Raw genomic sequence first — 21719 nt, forward strand, 5'->3', positions numbered from 1 at the left:
CGGGCGCACAGCACGGTTTGGGTCACCCCCCCACCCCCCCTGCCCAACTGGAACCCCCCGGTGGCTAAGACGGCCCGGGGCAACTGGGCGTTGGCCCCCCGGGCCCGGCGGCCTTCGGCCGCGAGTGCGGCGGCGGCCCGCTCGATGGCGGGGCCGAGGCCGGGGGCCTGATCCTCGTAGCGGCGGTAGACGTCGATCAGCCGCTCGGGCGGCAGATACGGCGTCCCGGTCCCGCGCAACTCCTCGACGTGCGGCGAAAGGCGTCGTTGCAGAGCCGCGTAGGACCGCATCACCGCGTCCCAGCCCGGCGGGCGGTCGGGGGCGACGGCCACGCCGTGAAGGTCGAACAGCCCCCGGTCGGCCGGGCCGCGGCTCATGGTGGCGCCGCCGTCGGGAGTGATCAGCCAGCCGTTGTCCCGGTGTACCGCAAGGGGTTTCAGGACGCTACCGGGCGCCAGCCGATCCAGTGCCTGCAGCAGCGAGCCTTCATGCGCGAAGGCCCGCGCACACGCCTTCACCCACACCGGACCGGCATCGGTGGGCAGCAGCGCCAGCAGCGTCCAATCCCGCCGCCGCCGCTCCTCGCCCGCCCCGGTCACCGTGATCCCGTGCGCCGCAAGCTCATCCACGGCCCAGCCCACCATCGGCTCCAACGGCTGATCCGACATGGATACGGCTGTAGTCATTGGAGTCCCCCCGGTTTGTAGTCATTGGACTCTGCCCCACCCGCAACGCTACCTGAACCTGACCGGCCACTTCTCATTATTTTCCGGCATGTTTTCGGCCGGATTCCCGGCCAAAAACATGCCGGGAATAGGTGGCGGGGCCGTGCCGGGAGCTTGGGGCGGGCACGGGCGTAGCGCGGCCGCCCGTACAGGACGGGCGGCCGCTTGCTCATTCCCGGTCAGAAGCTGTGTTCCGGGGCCGGGAACACCCCGCGGCGGACCTCGTCGGCGTAGGTGGCCGCGGCGTTGCGGAGCTGGTCGCCGAGCTGGGCGAAGTGCTTGACGAACTTGGCGGTCTTGCCGCTGGTGTAGGCGGCCATGTCCTGCCAGACCAGCACCTGCGCGTCGCAGTCGACGCCGGCGCCGATGCCGACGGTCGGAATGGTCAGCTTGCGGGTGACCTGCCCGGCGAGCTCGGCCGGAACCATCTCCATCACCACCGCGAAGGCCCCCGCCTCCTGCACCGCGATGGCGTCGGCGATGAGCTGCTCCGCGCCGTCGCCGCGGCCCTGGACGCGGAATCCGCCGAGGGTGTTGACGCTCTGCGGGGTGAACCCGATATGCGCCATCACCGGGATCCCGGCGGCGGTCAGCCGCGCGATGTGCTCGGAAACCCGTTCGCCGCCTTCGAGTTTCACCGCGTGCGCGCCACCCTCCTTCATGAACCGGGTGGCCGAGGCGAGCGCCAGCTCGGGGGATGCCTCGTAGCTGCCGAACGGCAGGTCCGCGACCACCAGCGCGTGCGGCGCCCCGCGCACCACCCCGCGCACCAGCGGGACCAGCTCGTCGATGGTGATCGGCACGGTGGTGTCGTAGCCGTACACCACGTTCGCGGCCGAATCGCCGACCAGTAGCACCGGAATACCGGCTTCTTCGAACAGTGTGGCCGTCGAATAGTCGTAGGCGGTCAGCATCGACCACTTCTCTCCGGCGGCCTTCATCTGCTGCAGGTGCTGTACTCGCGTCTTCTTCCGAGAAGTTGTCGGTGCGGCACCGTAGGCAGCGGTTTCTCCGGACATCATCGTCCCTTTCGTCGTCTCCTCGAGGCCCGTGCGGGTCCCCGGGTTTTCGTGACTCGTCCACATCTGGACGTCTTCAGTGTGCCACCGCCCCGACACCCCGTTTAAGGCTCGCCGACCATGCAATTCGTCACACGGTGAGGTCTGGAAGGATTCGTCGCATGCCCTTGTCGCGTACCGGTCGTCTGACAGCCGTGCTGGCCCTGATCTGTGTGGCCGCCGGCTGCTCCACATCGACGAATGATCAGCCCGCCTCGCCGCCGGCGGGCTCGCCGTCGCCGGCCGGGCTGGAGCGGTTCTACACCCAGACTCCCGAGTGGAGCGGCTGTGAGGGCTTCGGCGACTCGTCGAGCCGGTTCCCCGAGGGCGCCCAGTGCGCCCGCGTCACCGTGCCGGTGGACTACGGCAAACCCGAGGGCGCCACCGCGCAGATCGCGATCTCCCGGATCAGGGCGACCGGACAGCGCATCGGCTCGCTGCTGTTCAATCCGGGCGGCCCCGGCCAGCCCGGCCTGTGGATGGCGCAGCAGGGGCAGGGCACCCCGCTCGCGGAGCGATTCGACCGGATCGGCTTCGATCCGCGTGGCCTCGGCGCGTCCACGCCGCTGATCGCCTGCCTGACCGGCGAGGAGTGGGACCGCGAGCGCGCCGAGCCGCCCGAGGACAACACGCCCGCGGGCATCGCCGAGGCGGAGGACGACAACAAGCAGTTCGCCGCCCGCTGCACCGAGCGCACGGGCAACGAGTTCCTCGCCCACGTCGGCACCCGCGAGGTGGTGCAGGACATGGACGTGATCCGGGCGGTACTGGGCGACGAGAAGCTCAACTACGTCGGCTACTCCTACGGCACCCGGCTCGGTTCGGCCTACGCCGAGAAGTTCCCGGACCGGGTGCGCGCGATGGTGCTCGACGGCGCCCTGGACCCCAACGCCGACCCGGTGACCGAATCGGTGCAGCAGGCGGCCGGATTCCAGCAGGCATTCAACGCCTACGCCGCCGACTGCGCGAGCACGCCGGAATGCCCGCTGGGCCCCGACCCCGCACAGGCGGTGACGCGGTTCCGCGAACTGGTCGGGCCGCTGTGGGACAGGCCCGCGACCACCGACGACGGCCGCGGCCTCACCTACGGCGACGCGATCACCGGCGTGCAGAACACCCTCTACGCCGACGACAGCTGGAATGTGCTCAGCGCCGGACTCGCCCAGCTGACCGCCGGAAAGGGCGACATCCTGCTGCGCCTGGCCGACCTGTACGACGGCCGCCGCAAGGACGGCACCTACGACAACTCCCAGGACTCGTTCATGGCGATCCACTGCGTCGACGATCCCGCGGTGAAGGACCGGGCGGTCGCCGACAAGCAGGACACCGAGTACCGCAAGGTTGCCCCGTTCCTCGACGACGGCCACGCCACCGGGCAGGCGCCGCTGGAGCTGTGCGCGTTCTGGCCGGTGCCCAACTCCAGCACCCCGCACCGGATCTCGGCGCCGGGCCTGCCGAAGACCGTCGTCGTCTCCACCACCCAGGATCCGGCCACCCCCTATCAGGCGGGGGTGAACCTGGCGCAGGAGCTGGGCGCGGCGCTGATCACCAACCGCGGCACCCGCCACACGGTGTTCCTGTCCGGCGGCGTGCCGTGCGTCGACGACGCCGCGTTCGCGTATTTGACGGATTTGACCGAGCCTGCGCCCGGCCTCACATGCGGTTAATTAGCTCCACAATGGCTATGTAACACGGATTTAACGCCGGGTGCTTACGCTCGCGCGTATGGATCGCCAGAAGGAATTCGTGCTGCGGACGCTCGAGGAGCGGGACATCCGCTTCGTACGACTCTGGTTCACCGACGTCCTGGGGTATCTGAAGTCGGTCGCGATTGCTCCCGCCGAGCTGGAGGGGGCGTTCGAGGAGGGCATCGGTTTCGACGGCTCGGCCATCGAGGGCTTCGCGCGCGTCTCGGAGGCCGATATGGTCGCGCGGCCGGACCCGTCGACGTTCCAGGTGCTGCCGTGGTCGTCCAGCAAGGGCCACCAGCATTCGGCGCGGATGTTCTGCGATATCGCGATGCCCGACGGCTCGCCGTCGTGGGCCGATCCCCGGCACGTGCTGCGGCGGCAGCTGAACAAGGCGGGTGACCTGGGCTTCAGCTGCTACGTGCATCCGGAGATCGAATTCTTCCTGGTGAAGTCGGGCCTGGTGAACGGGAATCCGGTGCCGGTGGACAACGGCGGCTTCTTCGACCAGGCCGTGCACGACGAGGCGCCGAACTTCCGCCGCCACGCCATCGACGCGCTGGAGTCGATGGGCATCTCGGTGGAGTTCAGCCATCACGAGGGCGCGCCCGGCCAGCAGGAGATCGACCTGCGCTACGCCGACGCGCTGTCGATGGCCGACAACGTGATGACCTTCCGCTACCTCATCAAGGAGGTGGCGATCGACGAGGGCGTGCGGGCGTCGTTCATGCCCAAACCCTTTGCCGAGCACCCGGGTTCGGCGATGCACACGCATATGAGCCTGTTCGAGGGCGAGCAGAACGCCTTCGCCGATCCCGACGATCCGATCAACCTGTCGGAGACCGCGCGGGCGTTCATCGCGGGCATCCTCGAGCATGCCCACGAGATCAGCGCGGTCACCAACCAGTGGGTGAACTCCTACAAGCGGCTCATCCACGGCGGCGAGGCGCCGACGGCGGCCTCCTGGGGCCGCTCGAATCGCTCTGCGCTGGTTCGGGTTCCGATGTACACCCCGGACAAGCAGTCCTCGCGCCGGGTGGAGATCCGCAGCCCCGATTCGGCGTGCAACCCGTATCTGGCCTTCGCGGTGCTGCTGGCCGCGGGCCTGCGCGGTGTCGAGAAGGGGTACACGCTGCCGCCGGAGGCCGAGGACGACGTGTGGTCGCTGACCACCGCCGAACGCCGCGCCATGGGCTTCAAGGAACTGCCCGGCAGTCTGGACGAGGCGCTCAAGGCGATGGAGCGCTCGGAGCTGGTCGCCGAGACCCTCGGCGAGCACGTGTTCGACTTCTTCCTGCGCAACAAGCGCCGCGAATGGGCGGGCTACCGGGCTCAGATCACCCAGTACGAGCTCCAGGAGTACCTGGATCTGTAAGGCCCGCGGCACGAAGTGAGAACACTTTCTCCACTGCCCGGGAATCCGGGCACGGCGGCCGGGGCCGACCATGTAATTTGAGGGCATGGTACGGCCACCGACTGCCCGTCCCGCGGTTCCCGGTGCCGGTCGGCTCGGACTGCTCGAGCCGACGGCCGCCGATTCACTGCGAGAATTGGCCTGGGACAACGTCGACAGCATTCCCTTGCTGTGGGCGCTGTCGCGCGCACCCGACGCCGACCTCGCCCTGCTGACGCTCACGCGCCTGCGGGAGCGGCTCGGGTCGAGGTGGGCGGAACTCGACGCCGCGCTGCGCACCGAAATCTCTTTGCGCGGCAGACTGTTCGCGCTGATCGGCTCCTCCAGCGCCTTCGCCGATCACCTGGTGGCCGAGCCGGACACCTGGCAGCTGCTGCGCCGGGCGGACCTGCCCAAGCGCGACGAGCTGATCGCGGACCTGCTCGGCGTGGTGCAGGCCGTCCCCGAGGACGGGCCGAACGCGGGACCGCTGCTGTTCCGCGCGAAGCTCACCGGGCCGGAGGTTGTCGCGTTGCTGCGCAAGCGATATCGCGACGAACTGATGCAGCTGGCCGCCCACGACCTGGCCGCCACCGTGGAGGACGAGCCGGTGCTGCCGTATCAGCAGGTCGGTCGGCACCTCACCGATCTGGCCGATGCGGCGCTGACGGCCGCGCTGGCGGTGGCGGTCGCGCGGGTGTGCCCGGATCAGCCGGTGCCGGTGCGGCTGGCGGTGATCGCGATGGGCAAATGCGGTGCGCGCGAACTCAATTACGTCTCCGATGTGGATGTGGTGTTCGTCGCCGAACCCGCCGACACCACGGCCACGCGCCTGGCCGCCGAGCTGATGACGGTGGCCGGTAGCGCCTTCTTCGAGGTGGACGCCGCGCTGCGCCCCGAGGGCAAGGCGGGGGCGCTGGTGCGCACGCTGGAATCGCATGTGGCGTACTACAAGCGGTGGGCCAAGACGTGGGAGTTCCAGGCCCTGCTGAAGAACCGGCCCGCCACCGGCGACCTCGCACTGGGCGAGGAATACCGCGACGCGCTGATGCCCATGGTCTGGAATGCCTCCGAGCGCCCGGACTTCGTCGCCGAGGTCCAGACCATGCGCCGCCGCGTGGAGGATCTGGTGCCCGCGGATCTGCGCGAGCGGGAACTGAAGCTCGGCCACGGCAGCCTGCGCGACGTCGAGTTCGCCGTGCAGCTGCTGCAACTGGTGCACGGCAAGGCCGATGAGTCGCTGCACGTCCAGAGCACCGTGGAGGCGCTGACGGCGCTGGCCGCGGGCGGCTACGTGGGCCGCGACGACGCCGCGAACCTCACCGCCTCCTACGAATTCCTGCGCCTGCTCGAACACCGGCTGCAGCTGCAGCGGCTCAAGCGCACCCACACCCTGCCCGCGTCCGACGACGACGAGGGCATGCGCTGGCTGGCGCGCGCGGCACATATGCGGCCCGACGGCCGCCAGGACGCGGTCGGCGTCCTGCAGAGCGAGATCAAGCGCAACGCGATGCGGGTGCGGCGGCTGCACGCCAAGCTGTTCTACCGGCCGCTGCTGGAGTCGGTGGCCCGGCTCGACGCCGCCGCGCTGCGGCTGAGCCCGAAGGCGGCCGTGCGGCTGCTGGCCGCGCTCGGCTACGCCGCCCCGGAGAACGCCCTCGGCCATCTCAAGGCGCTCACCGGCGAGGTGGGCCGCAAGGGCCGCATCCAGGCGCTGCTGCTGCCGACCCTGCTGGAATGGCTGGGCGACACCCCGAACCCGGATCAGGGGCTGCTCGCGTACCGCCGGGTGTCGGAGGGGCTGGAGAGCCAGATCTGGTTCCTGCGCGAACTGCGCGACGAGGGCGCCATCGCGGAACGGCTGATGATCGTGCTCGGCTCCTCGGCCTACCTGCCGGACCTGCTGATCAACGCGCCGGAGACGATCCGGATGTTCGCCGACGGCCCCAACGGCCCACTGCTGTTGTCGCCCAAGCTCTACGACGTCCGCAACGGCATCCTCGCCGGTGCGGCCCGCTACGACGATCCCAAGCGCGCGATCACGACCGCCCGGTCGCTGCGCCGCCACGAACTGGCCCGCGTCGCCTCCGCCGACGTGCTCGGCATGCTCGATGTGCCGCGCGTGTGCCGCGCGCTGTCGTCGGTGTGGGTGGCGGTGCTCGAGGCCGCGCTGCTGGCGGTGATCCGCGCGAGCGAGGCCGAACTGGGTGGGCCCGCACCCGCGGATATCGCGGTGATCGGCATGGGCAGGCTCGGCGGCAAGGAGCTGGGCTACGGCTCCGACGCCGATGTGCTGTTCGTCTGCGACCCCCGGTCCGGCGCGGACGAGACCACGGCGGTGAAGTGGGCGATCGGCATCGCCGAGAAGGTGCAGCGCCTGCTCGGCGCGCCCAGCACCGATCCGCCGCTGCAGGTCGACGCGGGCCTGCGCCCGGAGGGCCGCAACGGGGCCCTGGTGCGCACCCTCGCCGCCTATCAGGCCTACTACCAGCAGTGGGCCCAGCCGTGGGAGGTGCAGGCGCTGCTGCGCGCACACCAGGTCGCGGGCGATCAGGACCTGGGTCTGCGATTCCTGCACATGATCGACAAGGTGCGCTATCCCGAGGGCGGGGTGTCGGCCGACGCGGTGCGCGAGATCCGCCGCATCAAGGCCCGGGTCGACTCCGAGCGCCTGCCGCGCGGCGCCAACCCCGCCACCCACACCAAGCTGGGCCGCGGCGGTCTGGCCGATATCGAATGGACCGTGCAGCTGCTGCAGTTGCGGCACGCGCACGAGGTGCCGGAGCTGCACAACACCTCGACGCTGGAGTCGCTGGACGCCATCGAGCGGGCCGGTCTACTGGACGCGGACGATGTGGAGCTGCTGCGGGACGCCTGGCTGACCGCCACCCGGGCCCGCAACGCGCTGGTACTGGTCCGGGGCAAGCCCGCCGACCAGCTGCCGGGGCCGGGACAGCTGCTGTCGGCGGTGGCCCGGGTAGCGGGCTGGCCGAACGACGACGGCAGCGAATTCCTGGATCACTACATGCGGGTGACCCGCCGCGCCAAAACCGTGGTGGAGCGAGTCTTCGGAGGCTAGCCGCGAGTCGGGACCATGCGAGTGGTGCGGGAATTGGGGGTTGCGGTGGGGTGGATTGTGGTGTGGGGCAAGGCATAAAGGTGTTGCGGGAACATTGGTGGGGAGGTATCGGTTGAACCGCGTGCATGTGGGTTTGCGGATTCATCCTATGATTTAGGGGTGGGTTCGGTGGGGCCGATGCCGGTCGGGCGTGTGCGAATCCGGTGGGATAATTCCGACCGGAGGGTTTGTTCTGGTTGGTTGTGGTGGGACGGGAACCGTCGGGAGGATGAGGATGGCGAGGGTGTTCGTGGACGGGCGGCGCGCCCACCTGCGTGGATGCCGGGGGTGGTGACGTGTCCGAACTGAACTCTGCCGTCACCGGGTACCGAAGAACCTATCGGGATGCGGCCGTCTCGCCCGCCCGCGCGGTGCGAGTTCCGCTGATCGTGGTGCTACTGCTGGTCGGTGTCGTGCTGGTGTATGCCGCCGATCGGGCCTCGCGGGTCGGGGTCAACCACAGCTGGTTCGTCGCGGTGTCGCTGGCGGGGTTGTTCGTGGCCCGCGGGCTGCATCTGCGGCGGCCGATCACGCTGCCCCATTTCGCGGTGGCGCTGCTCGTGCTCGGCGTCTCCAATATCGCCTACCACAACGGGCATTCGGCCATCGGATTCGTGAGCCTGGCCGCGACGGGATTCATCCTGATGCTGCCCGTGTCCTCACGTCCGCAGCCGGACCAGCAGTACCGGGTCGCCGCGCTGGTCGACCGGACCGGTGGCGATCCGCTGGCGCCGTTCGCCCTGCACTCGGCGAAGTCCTACTACTTCAACGCGAATTCGACCGCGGCCCTCGGCTATCGGGCCCGCTTCGGCATCGCGGTGGTGGCCGGTGACCCGGTCGGCAATCGGGCCGACTTCGCCGCCCTGATCCGCGAGTTCTCCGAGTTCGCGATGAACCACGGCTGGCGCGTCGCGGTCCTCGGCGCCAGCCCGGAGCTGACCGAACTGTGGCGCGGCTGCGCGGCGGAACACCATGGGCTGCGGGCGATTCCGATCGGCCGGGACGTGGTGATCGACGTCGCCCGGTTCGACATGGTGGGCCGCAAGTACCGCAATCTGCGCCAGGGCGTCAGCCGCACCCGCAATTTCGGGGTGACCACCGAGATCGTCAAGGAGGTCGAGCTGGACGCGCGCACGCGCGGCACCCTGTTCGACATCGTCGACGAATGGGGCAAGGGCCGTCAGACGCGCGGGTTCTCGATGATCCTCGATCACCTGCTCGACGGCCGCCACCCCGGCATGCTGGTGGTCATCGCGCGCGATGCGGACGGCCGGGTGGTCGGCTTCCAGCGCTACGGCGAATCCAACCACGGCACCGAACTGAGCCTGGACGTGCCGTGGCGCCGCAAAGATGCCCCCAACGGCCTGGACGAGCGCATGATCGTGGACCTGGTCGAGTACGGCAAAGACAAAGGCGTGCAGCGCATCTCGCTGGCCTTCGCGGCATTCCCGGAGCTGTTCGCCGACAAGCAGCGGACCCGCTCGCTGCAGGCGATCTACCTGGCCGCCCGCACGCTGGACCCGCTGATCCGCCTGGAATCGCTGTACCGCTTCCTGCGCAAGTTCAACTCCTTCGGCGACCAGCGCTTCGTCCTGATCCGCTGGCGCGAGATCGCCTTCACCGCCGCGGCCCTGCTCACCCTCGAGTTCGTCCCCCACCGCAACCAGGACTGAGGTGGCGCCCGAGTTGCGGCCGACGGTGAAATCCTGTCACGTGGAAGGGATTACACCGGAGGAAGGAACAGGATGGGCATTCGCTACCAGGTCGTCATCGATACCCCGGACCCGAACGAGCTGGCCCGGTTCTGGGCGCAGGCGCTCGGCTACGAGATCGAGAACCACACCCCGCTGCTGCGCCGGATGATCGACTCGGGCGAGATCGCCGCCGATCGCGTCGTCCGCGACGGAGATCGGCTGTACTGGCTGGATTTCTCCGCCATCCGGGATCCGCAGGCACCGGTCGACGAGACGACCGGCATCGCGGACGGCGACCGCATCGTGTTCCAGCTGGTGCCCGAGCCCAAGACGGCCAAGAACCGGCTGCACCTGGATGTCGAGGTCGGTCCCGAGCGGCGGGCGACCGAGGTGATCCGCCTGGAAACCCTGGGCGCGACGCGGCTCTACGACGGCGACCTCGGCGGCGAATGGACCACCATGGCCGACCCGCACGGCAACGAATTCTGCGTCCAGTAGCGGACAACCGCAGCCGGAACCGGGCCTTGACTTCCGGCATTCCGGACCGGAGAGTACCCAGGTGCTCGAAGACACCGACGTCTCCCGGACCACCCTGCGCAAGGTCGGCCTGCGCCTGGTGCCGTTCCTCGGACTGCTGTATTTCGTCAACTACCTGGACCGGGTGAATATCGGTTTCGCCGGGCCGAGCGGCATGAAGACCGAGCTGGGGATGTCGGAGACCGTCTTCGGTTTCGCCTCCGGCATCTTCTTCCTCGGATATCTGGTGCTCGAGGTGCCGAGCAATCTGGCGCTGCATCGTTTCGGCGCGCGGCGCTGGATCGCCCGGATCATGCTCAGCTGGGGCGTGGTCGCCACGGCGATGGCCTTCGTGCCCAACCCGACGGTGCTGGTCGTGCTGCGATTCGTGCTCGGTGTCGCCGAGGCGGGCTTCTTCCCGGGGATCCTGCTGTATCTGACCTACTGGTTCCCGCAGCGCTATCGGGCGCGGGTGGTGGCGCTGTTCATGACCGCGGTGCCGATCTCGACCGCGCTGGGCGCCACGCTGTCGAGCCTGATCATCCAGTACGGCGACGGGGTGTTCGGGTTGTCCGGCTGGCGGTTCATGTTCCTGGTGGAGGGGCTGCCCGCACTGCTGCTGGCGGTCATGACCTGGTTCTATCTGACCGACCGGCCCGAGCGGGCGAGCTGGCTGGCACCGGCCGAACGCGAGTGGCTGGCCACCGAGCTGGCGCGCGAACAGGAGGAACTGGCCCAGGCCGAGCACTGGACGGTCCGCAAGGCGCTGACCCATCCGCGCATCCTCGGGCTCGCCGCCATCTACGGCGGCATCGCCTACGGGCTGTACGCGCTCGGCTTCTTCCTGCCCACCATCGTCGCCGGATTCCAGGAGCAGTACGGGACGCACTATTCGGTGGTGCAGCGCGGGCTGATCACGGCGGTGCCGTATGTGATCGGCGCGGTAGCGATGGTGTGGTGGGGCCGCCACGGCGACCGCACGGGGGAGCGGCGCTGGCACGTGGCGCTGCCCGCGATCCTCGGCGGCCTGGCGATTCCCGTCGCGCTGTATCTGGGCAATCCGTTCGCGGCGATGACCGCGGTCACGGTGTGCGCGGTCGGGGTGATGGCCGCGCTGCCCACGTTCTGGGCGCTGCCCAGCACCTTCCTGTCCGGCGCGGCGGCGGCCGGCGGCATCGCGCTGATCAACTCCCTCGGCAATGTCAGCGGTTTCGCGGCGCCGTACATCACCGGCTGGCTGAAGGACCTGACCGGGACGCAGCGCGCGGGACTGTGGGTGGTCGGGGTGTACATGGTGGTCGCGGGGGTGGCCACGCTCGCCCTGCGCCCGCGGCGGGTCGCGGAATAGGTCGCATCGCGGCCGCCGCGCGGCTCGGCTCGGTTGATCGCACCGGCGTCCGGCCGAGACGGGACCTCGGGCGATCTCGCGACAACCGTTGCGCCGGTGGTGGTCCGTGCGATTACGATGTGTGCGCTCGGAGACGGGGGGCCGCTGTCGCGGATCCGGATCGTCGTGGGATCCGGGTCGGTGACATCGGAAATCGGGGAGGCGAGACAACTTGATACGACTTGTACGGCCGCGGCTCGCGGTGGCCGCGCTGCTGGTCCTGGGCGTGGCACTGGCCGGATGCGGTGACGAGCCGAAAGGCACTGCGGTGCAACAGGTCGCCGCCGAGGCGGGCGATCCGTGGGCGGTGGCCGGTGCGGCCCAGAGCGGCGGGCCCAGCGGGCCGCGCGCGGGCGCGCCGGACGCACCCCTGCGGGCGGAGAACGGCGACGGCGGCGAGATGGACCGGCTGGCCCTCAATACGCTGTCGGATCTGCAGGAGTACTGGGGCGCCGAGTATCCCAAGTTCTTCAAGGGCGCCTTCAAGCCGGTGGACCGCTTCCTCTCGTGGGATGCGCGCGCTCCGGAGGAGCAGGCGGTCACCTTCTGCAAGTCGTCGACCCACAAGATGGTCAACGCCGCCTACTGCAAGCTGGACAAGACCATCGGCTGGGATCGGGGCAGGCTGCTGCCGCTGGTCGCGGACAAATACGGCACGATGGCGGTGGTGATGGTGCTCGCCCACGAGTACGGTCACGCGCTGCAGGATCAGGCCCGCCTCAACGGGTTCCTCACCCCCGGCATCGTGCTGGAACAGCAGGCCGACTGCTTCGCCGGAGTGTTTCTGCGGCACGTGGCCGAGGGCGATTCGGCGCACTTCACCCTCAACACCACCGACGGTCTCAACGGCGTGCTGGGCGCGGCGGTCGCGGTCCGCGACCGGGATCCCGACAACCCGCGCAACGTGCACGGGTCGGCCTTCGAGCGGGTCACGGCCGTGCAGATCGGCTGGCAGGACGGCACCGAGGGCTGCAAGAACATCAACCGGAAAGAGATCAAGCAGCGGCGCGGCGAACTGCCCACCAGCTTCGAACCCGGTGACAAGGAGCACCAGCTACCCGTCGACACCGCGTCGCTGGATCTGGTCGCCCAGGCGCTGGGGCGGATCTATCCGGTGCGGCAGCCACCGCGGTATGACTACGCGGGTGTCGTGCGGGACTGCCCGAAAGGCACTGCGGCGGAACCGGTGTCGTACTGCCCGTCGAACAACAAGATCGGCGCGAACGTGCCGGAACTGGCCGCGCGTGCGGGGGACCTGCCCGGTGCCGAGGAGCCGCTGTCGGCGATGGTGGAGGGCAACTACAACGCCTTCCTCGTCTTCATCTCCCGTTACGCGCTGGCGGTGCAGCAGGATCGGAGCCTGCCGCTGTCCGGGCCGGAGAGTGCGGGCCTGCGCACCGCGTGCCTGTCGGGGGTGATCACCACCAGGCTCAGCGATCCGGCGAGTGATCCGCGGCTGACCGCGGGCGATCTCGACGCGGCGGTGTCCGGGCTGCTCGCCGACGGCGCCGCGGCCGGTGACGTCGACGGCAAGGTGGTGCCCAGCGGGTACCAGCGGCTCGACGCGTTCCGAGCCGGGGTGCTCGACGGTGAGGGCGCCTGCCTGGCGAACTACAAGTAGGCGGCGAGCCATCCGGACGCCATCCCCGGTTCATCCGGGGCGCCCAGGATGGGGCACGTGATCGCAACCGGGCCGGGTGCGGCCGGTGGTGCGCTGGCGCTGCTGGCCGCCCTGCTGTTCGCGGTGTCGGCGGCTCTGCAGCAGGGCAGCGCCCGCAGTGCCGCGCTGGCCACGGGCGGCGAGGCGGGGATGCTCGCGGTGGCGGGGATCGCCCGGACGCTGCTGACGAGCCGTCGCTGGCTGGTCGGGCAGGGGTTCAGTGTCGCCGGATTCCTGTGCCATGCGGTGGCGCTGCACGTCGGGGCGATCTCGCTGGTGCAGGCGCTGCTGGTGACGCAGTTGCTGTTCGCGCTGCCGTTCGCGGCCGGGCGGCGGCGGTCGCGGCTGCTGCGGCGGGACTGGGTGGGGACCGTGGCGGTGTGCGGCGGGCTGGTATTGCTTGTCGCGCCGGGGGTTCCGCACGGTGCGGTGCGCCCGGAGCGCCTTCCGGCCGCGGTGTGCGTGGCGGTGGTGGCGGTGACGGTGCTGCTGGTCGCGGGCCGTCTCGCCCGGCCGCCGCAACTGCGGTCGGCGTGCATCGCGATGGCCGCGGGCTGGTGCTTCGCGACGACGGCGGTCCTGATGACGGTGGCGACCTCCGCACTGCCGCAACCGAGTTGGGCGTGGCTGGGGGTGCCGATCTCGACCGTCGTCGGCGGGATCCTCACGCAGGAGTCCTTCGCCCGCGGCTCCCTACCCACCGCCCTGACCACCATGACGATCACCGACCCCCTGCTCAGCTACGCCGCAGGTCTGACCTTGTTCGCCACCGCCACCCGCCCACCCACCATGCCACTCGTCTTCGCGGCGGCCTTGGTGATAGGAGGCGTTGCGCTGCTGGCCAATTCGCCCACCCTGCACGACGAGCGCCCGGCGCCGGAGCCGCTCGCGGTCGGCTGAGACCCGATCACCACCGGCGGATCCGTCATGCCCGGCGGCGGGTCAGGCCGTGCGCAGGCCGGGTTCGAAAGTTGTGTGCAGGTTCAGCATTCCGGTGACCGTGCGGGACCAGGGGAAGCGTTCGGCGCTGGCGCGGGCGGCGCGGCGGCGGTGGTCGGCGGGGATGGACAGAAGGGTGCGGACGGCCGCGGCGAGACCCGCCGGGCTGCCGTCGCAGGCGATGCCCGCGCCAGGTGGTCCGAGGAGTTCGCGGGCGGCGCCGTCGCGCGGGACGATCACCGGGGTGCCGCAGGCCAGGGCCTCGAGGACGGCGAGTCCGAAAGTCTCTGCGGGAGAGGGGCACAGCGCGATATCGGCGGCGGCGATCATGGCCGCCACGACCTCGCGGTCGGAGATGTGCCCGGCGAATCGCACGGGGAGACCGCGGGCCAGCAGCTGCAGATCCTCGCCCAGGGGGCCGTCACCCGCGACAGTCAGCTCGGCGTCGATCCCGCTGTGCCGCAACAGGCGCAGGGCCTCGATCGCGCGATCCGGATGCTTCTCCCGGGACAGGCGGCTCACCAGGATCAGCCGGGTCGGCGCGGAACCCCTTGGGGGACAGCCGGTGTCGGCGGGCCGGAAGGTCTCCAGATCGACCCCCAGCGGAATGCGATGGACGTTGCGGGCACCGATGCGGCTGAACTCCGCCCGGGCGAAATCCGAAGTCACGACGATATGTTCGACCCGGTTCACCAGCCTGCGGTTGGCCAGGTCGGCGGCGGTGGTGAGCGGGAAGCCCGGCGGCACCCGGGTGCGCAGGATCGCGTCGATGCGCTCGTGGGAGAACAGCACCAGCGGCACGCCCGCGCGCCGCGCCCACGGCGCCAGCCAGCGCATACTCAGCTTGTCGCTGCATTCGAGCACGTCCGGCCGCAGCCGCTCGAGCTGCGGCCGGGTGCGCCGGGCGGTGAGCACGTGATACCCGGCGGTGCCGAAACGCGGCCCCCGCACCGTGATTCGGCGTCCGGCGGGGGTGAGTTCATCGGCGTCGGCCAGGCCCGGCACCACCAGTACACGATCGTGCCCGGCGGCCAGATACCCGCGCCCGATCTCGTCGACGCAGGTCCGCAGGCCACCCGAGGCCGGTGTGTAGAAGTTGGCCAGCTGCACGATGCGCATCAGCCGGAAACCTCGGTGGCCGTGGCGATCCCGCAACGACGGGGGCATGCGCTCATCGGATCACCTCGGCGTATGTGGTCGCGCGGGCACCGGCGGACAGCGCGAGGTCGATCGCGCGCAGTGCGGTGTCGCGCAGGCCGGGACGGCGCAGATCGTCGGGATGCAGTGCGATGCGGACGAATCCGCCGCGCGCGGCCGTGCGCCGGGCCTGCATCCGCAGCAGCCATGCGGCCGTGCGCTCGCCCGGGCCGCCGGGCCGCTGCGACAGCGCGAATCCGCGCACCCGGCGGCCGGAGCGCAGGTCCCGCACCCCGAAATGGTCTGTGGTGTGCGAGAATCCGGCCCGGATCAGCGCACGTTCGGCGGCGGGTGAGGTGAGCCAGCCGGGTGGGGTGAAGCCGGTGGTGGACAACCCCAGCTCGTCCATCACCGCGGTGGCTCGCCGCAGCCGGGATTCGGCGCTCGCGGTGTCGAGGGTGGCGAATTCGGCTGCGCCACGCGCGATCAGCCGGGCGACGGCCCGGCGCCGCAATGCGCCCTCGGCGGTCGCGCGATGATCCCAGCCGTGCACCATCAGCTCGTCGCCGCGGGCCCGGCGCTCGGACAGGAACGTCGCGTACCCGGGCGCCTCGGACAGGCTCGTGCCGCGCCACGGCCCCGGAATCACGAGCAACGAGACGGGGATTGCGAACGCGTCGGCGTCGGCGCACCAGCGTTCGGTCTCACCGGCGGTCGCCGGAGCCACGTCATGGACACTTACCACCAGGCGTGCAGGCACGCGCGCACGGTAACAGTCCACGGTTGCCGCTGGTTGAACAGTTTTCGTCGCGTTGCGGGCCGTCGTGCGAGCGGTCGGCGGTGCGCCGCTACGCCGCGACGGTGCGAGCGCCGAGCGAGCGGTCCGCGGTGGCGAGCACCTTCCCGAAGACGTAGGAGATGACCGGCCGGGCCAGCGACCGGGTCATGAGGCCGCCGACCAACGGCACCCGCACCTCCGCCGTCGTGGTCCAGACGACCCGCGTCCCGCCCGGAACCTCGGTGAACTCGAGGCGGCCACCCTCGTGCCGCGCGGGCGGGATGCTGCGCTCGACGACGACCTTTCCTGGGTGGCAGTTCTACTACACGTTATAGTAGATGCTTGCCCAGCCAGTCGACCAGGTCCGTGAGTACGGCCTCCTGTTCGGGTTCGTTGAAGATCTCGTGGTAGAGGCCCGGGTAGCGCTTGACGGTGAGGTCTTTCGCGCCCGCTCGCTGTTCGATCAGGTCGGCACTCGACGGCGCCGCGAGGGCATCCGCGCCGCCGTGCAGCACGAGCGTCGGCACGGTGAGCCGCGACAGGCGGCCCGCGACGACCTCGGTGGCGCGCAGGATCTCGGCGCCGGTGCGCGCGGGCAGCTTGCCGCTGAACACCAGCGGATCGGCATCGTAGGCGCGGACCACCTCCGGGTCGCGGCTGATGGCCGACGAATCCAGCTGCAGCACACCCAGTTTCGGCGCCCAGCGGCTCAGCACCGGCGCGAGCAGCCGCTGCACCGGATTTCCCGCCTCGATCACCAGCGGCGGTGCGGATACGGCGATTCCGGCGACCTCCAGCGGCGCCCGGGTGGCGAGGTAGAGGGTGATCAAGCTGCCCATACTGTGCCCGACGAGAAACCGGGGAAGGCCGGGATGCCGCGCGGCAGCGATCTCGAGCATCCGGGCGACATTGTCCGCCGCCCCGTCCATCGAGCCGATATTCGCCTTCCCCCCGCCCGACTGCCCGTGCCCGAGATGATCGAGCGCATACACCCCGAACCCACTGCCCGCCAGCCGTTCCCCCACATGCCCATACCGCCCCGAATGCTCCGCCACCCCATGCACAAGCACCACCACCCCCCGCACATCCCCCTCAGGCCCCCACCCCCGCCAAAATATCCGCCCACCCCACCCATCAAACCCCCCGGTCTCACCGCGAGCCACCGCACTCTCCGTCCGCTCGACACACCCGACCGCGCCATTCTCCAGCACCGCACCCGCCGCGCGGCACCAATTCTGCCGCGCGTCACCGACGCGGCCTCCGGCGGGCGATGGGAGGGCCAGGGCGGGGACCGGCGGTCAGGGGGTGGTGAGGTGGGTGATCAGGTGGTGGTTGAAGGTTAGGAGGCGGGCGTAGTTGGGGCGGGAGAGGCGTTCGTCGGTGCCGTGGATGCGTTCGAGGTCGGATTTGTCGAGGATGATGGGGGCGAAGTTGCAGCGGGTGGTGGCGAGGTCGTCGTAGTAGCGGGAGTCGGTGGCGCCGGGGACGAGGCCGGTGCTGATGACCGCCTCGGGGACGACGGCGCGGGCGATGTCGGCGAGGATCTCGAAATGCGGGCCGGGGCCGGTGATGCGTGAGGGCTCGGAGGCCAGGCCGACGAGTTCGATCGTCACCCCGTCGTCGCGCACCACCCGCCTGCAGTGGTCGAGCACCCCGGCCACCGAATCACCGGGCAGGATACGGAAATTCACCAGTGCCTCGGCCGACTGCGGCAGGACGTTCGCCTTCACGCCGCCGCGGATGACCGTCGGCGCCGTGGTGGTGCGCACCAGCGCCTCGGTCTGCGGCTGCGCCGCCATCACCCGCGCCACCGCGGCACCCGCCCGGGGCAGCAAACCCAGTGCGGCGCGGCGGAATCCGGAGACGGCGGGACGGGTGCGGGTGAGCATGTCCTCGATCGCCGGTGTCATGCGCAGCGGCATCGGGTGATCCTGCAGCCGCGCCACCGCCCGCGCGATCCGCCCGACCGCGGTCTGCCGCCCGGGCATCGACGAGTGCCCGCCGATATCGGTCACCGCCAGACGCACCGTGGCCCAGCCCTTTTCGCCGAGCATCAGGAAGGCGACGGGCCGCCGCACCCCGGGCGCGATGCCGGTGGTGACCACGCCGCCCTCGTCGACCAGCAGGTCGGCCCGGACGTCGAGCGAGCGCAGATGCGCGGACATGCGGGCGGCGCCCGTGGTCCCGAACACCTCCTCGTCGTGCCCGAAGGCGAGAAAGACCGTGCGGCGCGGCCGCTTTCCCGCGGCGAGCGCCGCTTCGACGGACTCGAGGATCGCCATCACGCGGCTCTTGTCGTCGATCGCCCCACGGCCCCAGACGAACTCGTCGTCCACCACCCCGGCGAACGGCGGATGCGTCCAGCCCGCTTCGTCGTCGACGGGCACGACGTCCATGTGCGCCAGCAGGATCGCCGCCGTGCCGGGTTCGGTGCCCGCCCAGCGGTAGAGGCGGCTGTGCCCGAAGCGTTGCAGTTCCAGCTCGGCGTGCACCAGCGGGAAGCACTGCTCGAGGTGCGCGGCCAGCTCCTCGAATGCGGCGTCCGCCGTCGGCGCGCCGGTGTCGGCGGAGACGGTGGCGCAGCGCAGTGCCTGCGCCAGCCGCTCGGCGGTGGGGTCGTCCACGCCGGTCGCGACGTGCGTGCTGCTGGTCATCGGTTCACCGCCGCGGTCGGGGAAGGGGTCGGTCACCGTAGCATTGTTCTACACGGCGGGCCCGGCAACGGTGAACTACGCCGGTGCTACATCGGCCGCAGATCGATCATCTTGCGCAGCCGAGCCCGGTCGCGCTCGACGCGGCGGGCCTCGAAGGCGATGGGGAAGTAGCGGATCCGCTCGGGCAGCAGCGGGACGGTGCGGCCGATCACCCAGCCCAGCGCCCGCAGCTTGCGTTCATCGGCGGCGGTCCAGGTCAGCCCGAGCCTGCGGCGCGCGATCTCGGGCGTGGTGCCGACGGTGAAGAAATACTGCATGCGGCTCACCGGGGCCGCCACCAGGTTCCAGGCCGGTGCCAGGGCCCGCGGGACGAAGGTCGGCCGCGCGATCTTGCGGCTCACCCGCAGGAAGTCCTCGGCGACACTGTTTGCCACCAAATGGTTTTCGACGGTCTCGGCGAAGAATTTCTCCCATTCGGCATAGGTGGGCGGAATCTCCTTGGGCGCCACCGAGAAATTGCGCATGAGCTGGACCACCTCGCGGTAGTACTGCTCCTTGTCCGCCTCGGTCAGGGGCTCGCGGGTGAAGTAGCGGTTGCCCTCGGTGTAGGCGTAGACGGCGGTGTGCAGCACCCACGCCCACGGGCCCGAGGACAGCGCCTTGTGCTGAACTCCCTGGGCGTCCACGGTATTCAGGCTCGCGTGCATCCGGCGCAGCCGATCGGCCTCCGCGAGCGCCTCCTCGCCGCCGTAGATCCACATCATCACCGAGGCGACACTGCGCAGCGCCCGGCCCATCGGATCGGTGCGGAAGGTCGAGTGCTCGTCCACGACGGCCGCGATGGTCGGCTCCATGGTCTGCAGGAGGAACGCGGAACCGGCCGTGAGCGAGAAAGTGATCAGGCCGACCTCGTCCCACATCCTGTCGCCCGGCCCGAAGGGCTGCCGGGGCGGGAGTTCCCGGGTGGTCCGATCGATGCGTGCCACAGAGGCGGTCATGGTGATCTCCTTCGACCACTTGGAGACAATGAGAGACTGACTAGCGAATCATCTCATCATACCGCCGAGTCGGCAACCGCCCAGGTGATTGAACGGAAATTTCACGGGCATACGGGCGGTATGGGTGGAAGAATGAGCCTTCCATCGGGACTGGAGAAGGGAGGGTCATGGGCATCCGAAGCCACTTCCCCCGCGCCGGGCAGCACGGATTCCTTCCGGCCTTGCGCGCCTACGCACGCCGCTCACTGCGGCTCGGCCGAACCTCGCCCGAGCACGTTCACCGGGCCGCGCCCGATCGCCGCCCCGCCGTCTTCAGCGCATCCCTGGGCTGCCACCCGCATCTCTGAGTCCTGCGATATCGCCGATGTCGCAACCGATCTCGCCTCGTCGCTAGTCGTAACCCGCCGAAGTCTCCGGTTCCGCAGCGGTTGTCGGAGACAAGGCCCGCCGGGCCAGCGTCAGCCACCTCGATTGCGTTGCCCGAGGGGCATTGTCGGCCGGGGCGGTGGCCAGTAGCAGCACCACGTCGTTGACTGTGATGTCCGGATACAGCGCGTGCTCCCGGTGGGCGGCCGCGACCAGCCCGCGCACCGACTCGGCCGCGCCCTCCCGCAGCCGGCGCAGCGAATCGTCGGCGAGCCCGGTGACGGCGTGCCGCAGCAGTCGCTCCTCGCGCAGCTCCACGGTGACCTGCCGGAGCAGGTCGACGATCTCGTCCAGCGCCGCGGATTCGCGCGCGCGGACGCGGGCCGCGGCGGCGTCGAGCGAGGCGGTGATCCGCGCCTCCAGTTCGGTGACGATCGCCTCGATCAGATCCTTCTTCGTCGGGAAGTGCCGATACAGCGTGCCGACGGCCACGCCCGCGGCGGCCGCGATCTCATCCATGCCGACCTCCGGGCCGCGGGCGACGACCAGGTCGCGGGCGGCGCGCAGGATCGCGTCCCGATTGCGCTGCGCATCGGCACGGCGCGGGGTCGAGGGAGCCATGGCTTGACAGTACATGAACCATGCGTTCATCTTTAATATGAACGATTGGTTCATGTTAGGAGCGGACGATGAGCAAGTGGACAGCGGCGGATGTGCCGGATCAGCGCGGCCGGGTGGCCGTCGTCACGGGGGCCAATACGGGCATCGGCTTCGAGACCGCCCGGGTGCTCGCCACCCGCGGCGCCGCGGTGCTGCTGGCGTGCCGGGATGCCGACCGCGCGAAGGCGGCGGCCCGGCGCATGGCCGAGTCGGCGCCCGGGGCCGCGGTCGGTACGGTGCGGATCGACCTCGGATCCCTGTCCTCGGTGCGGGAGGCGGCGGCGGAGATTCGCGATCGCCACGAGCGGATCGATCTGCTGATCAACAACGCCGGGGTCACCGGCCTGCGGGGGTGTACCGTCGACGGCGCCGAAATCCAGTTCGGGGTCAACCATCTCGGCCATTTCGCCCTCACTGGCCTGGTGCTGGATCGGCTGGCATCCGGTGCGCGGGTGGTGTCGGTCAGCAGTATCGGTCACCGGTTCGGCCGTTTCGACAGTGCGGGAAATCCCTGCGGCACAAGCGCATACGCGGATTCGAAGCTGGCGAACCTGCTGTTCACCTACGAGCTGAACCGGCGATTGCGGGCGGCGGACCGCCCCGTGTCCGCGCTGGCGGCACATCCCGGCGGGGCGAGCACGGAGGTGTTCCGGTACTCGCCGCCGTGGTTCCGGATCCCGAACCTGGCCGTTGCCAAGCTGTTCGGCCGCACGCCGGCGATGGGGGCGCTGCCGACGCTGCGGGCGGCCACCGATCCGACTGCCCGGGGGAGCGAATATTACGGTCCGGGAGGGCTGTTCGAGATTCAGGGCCATCCGGAGGCCGTCACATCCAGTGCGCGATCGCATGATTCGCTGCTGCAGGCGGCGCTGTGGTCGGCGTCGGAGGCGGCGACGGGGGTGCGCTATCTCGGATGAGGCTGCGGTAACTCCGGGGCTGCTGGAAATG

18 protein-coding genes are annotated in these 21719 nt (G+C 70.2%); 10 read left to right on the forward strand and 8 right to left on the reverse strand.

Features of this window, described 5'->3' with window-relative positions; genetic code table 11:
* A partial coding sequence (locus QH290_RS21370) for a hypothetical protein (protein ID WP_280384701.1) occupies nt 1-686 on the reverse strand: 686 nt, incomplete at its 3' end.
* Nucleotides 687-904: 218 nt separating this feature from the next.
* Nucleotides 905-1744 (reverse strand): 3-methyl-2-oxobutanoate hydroxymethyltransferase, encoded by an 840-nt coding sequence (panB, locus tag QH290_RS21375; RefSeq protein WP_280264512.1) that lies wholly within the window; start codon nt 1742-1744, stop codon nt 905-907.
* Between the two features lie 161 nt (nt 1745-1905).
* Between panB and QH290_RS21380 the strand changes: the two genes are divergently transcribed.
* The 8 genes from QH290_RS21380 (at nt 1906) to QH290_RS21415 (ending at nt 14139) form a co-directional block, all read left to right on the forward strand.
* Nucleotides 1906-3450 carry an alpha/beta hydrolase gene (locus QH290_RS21380; RefSeq protein WP_280384703.1) on the forward strand — a complete coding sequence of 515 codons (1545 nt, stop codon included), beginning with the start codon at nt 1906-1908 and terminating at the stop codon, nt 3448-3450.
* 58 nt (nt 3451-3508) lie between these two features.
* Complete coding sequence (locus QH290_RS21385; RefSeq protein ID WP_280264506.1) at nt 3509-4846, forward strand: glutamine synthetase family protein; 1338 nt, start codon at nt 3509-3511, stop codon at nt 4844-4846.
* A gap of 85 nt (nt 4847-4931) precedes the next feature.
* Entirely contained in the window at nt 4932-7943 is a 3012-nt protein-coding gene (locus QH290_RS21390; protein ID WP_280384705.1) for a bifunctional [glutamine synthetase] adenylyltransferase/[glutamine synthetase]-adenylyl-L-tyrosine phosphorylase, read from the forward strand.
* Nucleotides 7944-8278: 335 nt separating this feature from the next.
* The gene (locus QH290_RS21395; RefSeq protein ID WP_280264503.1) at nt 8279-9655 is read left to right on the forward strand and encodes a bifunctional lysylphosphatidylglycerol flippase/synthetase MprF; all 1377 of its coding nucleotides are present in this window, start codon (nt 8279-8281) and stop codon (nt 9653-9655) included.
* A 72-nt stretch (nt 9656-9727) separates the two neighbouring features.
* Nucleotides 9728-10174, forward strand: coding sequence for a VOC family protein (locus QH290_RS21400; protein ID WP_280384707.1), 447 nt, complete (start codon nt 9728-9730; stop codon nt 10172-10174).
* A gap of 61 nt (nt 10175-10235) precedes the next feature.
* Nucleotides 10236-11540 (forward strand): MFS transporter, encoded by a 1305-nt coding sequence (locus QH290_RS21405; protein ID WP_280264498.1) that lies wholly within the window; start codon nt 10236-10238, stop codon nt 11538-11540.
* A gap of 211 nt (nt 11541-11751) precedes the next feature.
* The gene (locus tag QH290_RS21410) at nt 11752-13200 is read left to right on the forward strand and encodes a neutral zinc metallopeptidase (protein ID WP_280384709.1); all 1449 of its coding nucleotides are present in this window, start codon (nt 11752-11754) and stop codon (nt 13198-13200) included.
* 57 nt (nt 13201-13257) lie between these two features.
* On the forward strand, nt 13258-14139 hold the full coding sequence (locus tag QH290_RS21415; RefSeq protein ID WP_280384711.1) for a DMT family transporter: 882 nt from the start codon (nt 13258-13260) through the stop codon (nt 14137-14139).
* A 42-nt stretch (nt 14140-14181) separates the two neighbouring features.
* On the opposite strand, the gene QH290_RS21420 is transcribed toward QH290_RS21415, so the two are convergent.
* From QH290_RS21420 to QH290_RS21440, 5 genes are all read right to left on the reverse strand, one after another.
* Nucleotides 14182-15297: a glycosyltransferase gene (locus tag QH290_RS21420; protein WP_280384713.1), complete on the reverse strand. Its 1116-nt coding sequence runs from the start codon at nt 15295-15297 to the stop codon at nt 14182-14184.
* 52 nt (nt 15298-15349) lie between these two features.
* Entirely contained in the window at nt 15350-16075 is a 726-nt protein-coding gene (locus QH290_RS21425) for a DUF2334 domain-containing protein (protein ID WP_280264491.1), read from the reverse strand.
* Nucleotides 16076-16422: 347 nt separating this feature from the next.
* Entirely contained in the window at nt 16423-17304 is an 882-nt protein-coding gene (locus tag QH290_RS21430; protein WP_342213752.1) for an alpha/beta hydrolase, read from the reverse strand.
* A gap of 87 nt (nt 17305-17391) precedes the next feature.
* Nucleotides 17392-18783 carry a M20/M25/M40 family metallo-hydrolase gene (locus QH290_RS21435; protein ID WP_280384717.1) on the reverse strand — a complete coding sequence of 464 codons (1392 nt, stop codon included), beginning with the start codon at nt 18781-18783 and terminating at the stop codon, nt 17392-17394.
* A 50-nt stretch (nt 18784-18833) separates the two neighbouring features.
* Entirely contained in the window at nt 18834-19745 is a 912-nt protein-coding gene (locus tag QH290_RS21440) for an oxygenase MpaB family protein (protein WP_280268632.1), read from the reverse strand.
* Between the two features lie 167 nt (nt 19746-19912).
* Here QH290_RS21440 and QH290_RS21445 point away from each other — a divergent pair, with 167 nt between their 5' ends.
* Entirely contained in the window at nt 19913-20092 is a 180-nt protein-coding gene (locus tag QH290_RS21445) for a hypothetical protein (protein ID WP_280268631.1), read from the forward strand.
* Between the two features lie 43 nt (nt 20093-20135).
* Here QH290_RS21445 and QH290_RS21450 read toward each other — a convergent pair whose 3' ends face one another.
* Nucleotides 20136-20732, reverse strand: a complete 597-nt coding sequence (locus QH290_RS21450; RefSeq protein ID WP_280384720.1) for a TetR/AcrR family transcriptional regulator — start codon at nt 20730-20732, stop codon at nt 20136-20138.
* Nucleotides 20733-20800: 68 nt separating this feature from the next.
* On the opposite strand from QH290_RS21450, the gene QH290_RS21455 reads away from it, so the two are divergent.
* Nucleotides 20801-21688, forward strand: a complete 888-nt coding sequence (locus tag QH290_RS21455; RefSeq protein ID WP_280384722.1) for an oxidoreductase — start codon at nt 20801-20803, stop codon at nt 21686-21688.
* Nucleotides 21689-21719 lie beyond the last annotated feature (31 nt).

Origin of the sequence: Nocardia wallacei, assembly GCF_029869545.1 — a bacterium.
GTDB classification, from domain to species: Bacteria; Actinomycetota; Actinomycetes; order Mycobacteriales; family Mycobacteriaceae; genus Nocardia; species Nocardia wallacei_A.